The 392-nt window shown below is 31.4% G+C and carries 1 protein-coding gene; it reads right to left on the bottom strand.

Annotated elements, in window-relative coordinates; genetic code table 11:
* Positions 1 to 392: DnaB-like helicase C-terminal domain-containing protein (locus RI01_RS03180; protein ID WP_017193226.1), on the bottom strand; the 392-nt coding region annotated here is incomplete at both ends.

The raw sequence follows: 392 nt of genomic DNA, 5'->3' as shown, positions 1-392 counted from the left end.
TTGTCATTAGCTTCTAAATATAATTGATTACAATTTTGATTATAGATATTTAAGGGTTTTTCTTGGTCTTTGGATAGTTTGGGTTGGAATTCTGACATCATTAAAACAAGATCACTGTTAGTTTCAATACCGCCACTTCCTTTTAAAGCTGTTATTTCTGGTGATTTACCTTGGTAATTGCTGTATGTATCTCTTGAAAATTGTGAGAGAATGATGATGACAATATTTAATTCTATGGCTAATTGTTTGAGTTTCGTCATGATTTCGTCAATGGCTAACCGATCATTTTCTAAATGGTTTGTGGCTTTGGTGATTTGAAGGTGGTCAATGACAATAATTTCTACTTGTTTTTCTAAATGAAGGCGGTAAACTAAATCAATGACATAATCAAT

The organism is Italian clover phyllody phytoplasma str. MA1 (assembly GCF_000300695.1).
Classification (GTDB): domain Bacteria; phylum Bacillota_I; class Bacilli_A; order Acholeplasmatales; family Acholeplasmataceae; genus Phytoplasma.
This window is presented reverse-complemented; position numbering and strand designations above follow the sequence as displayed.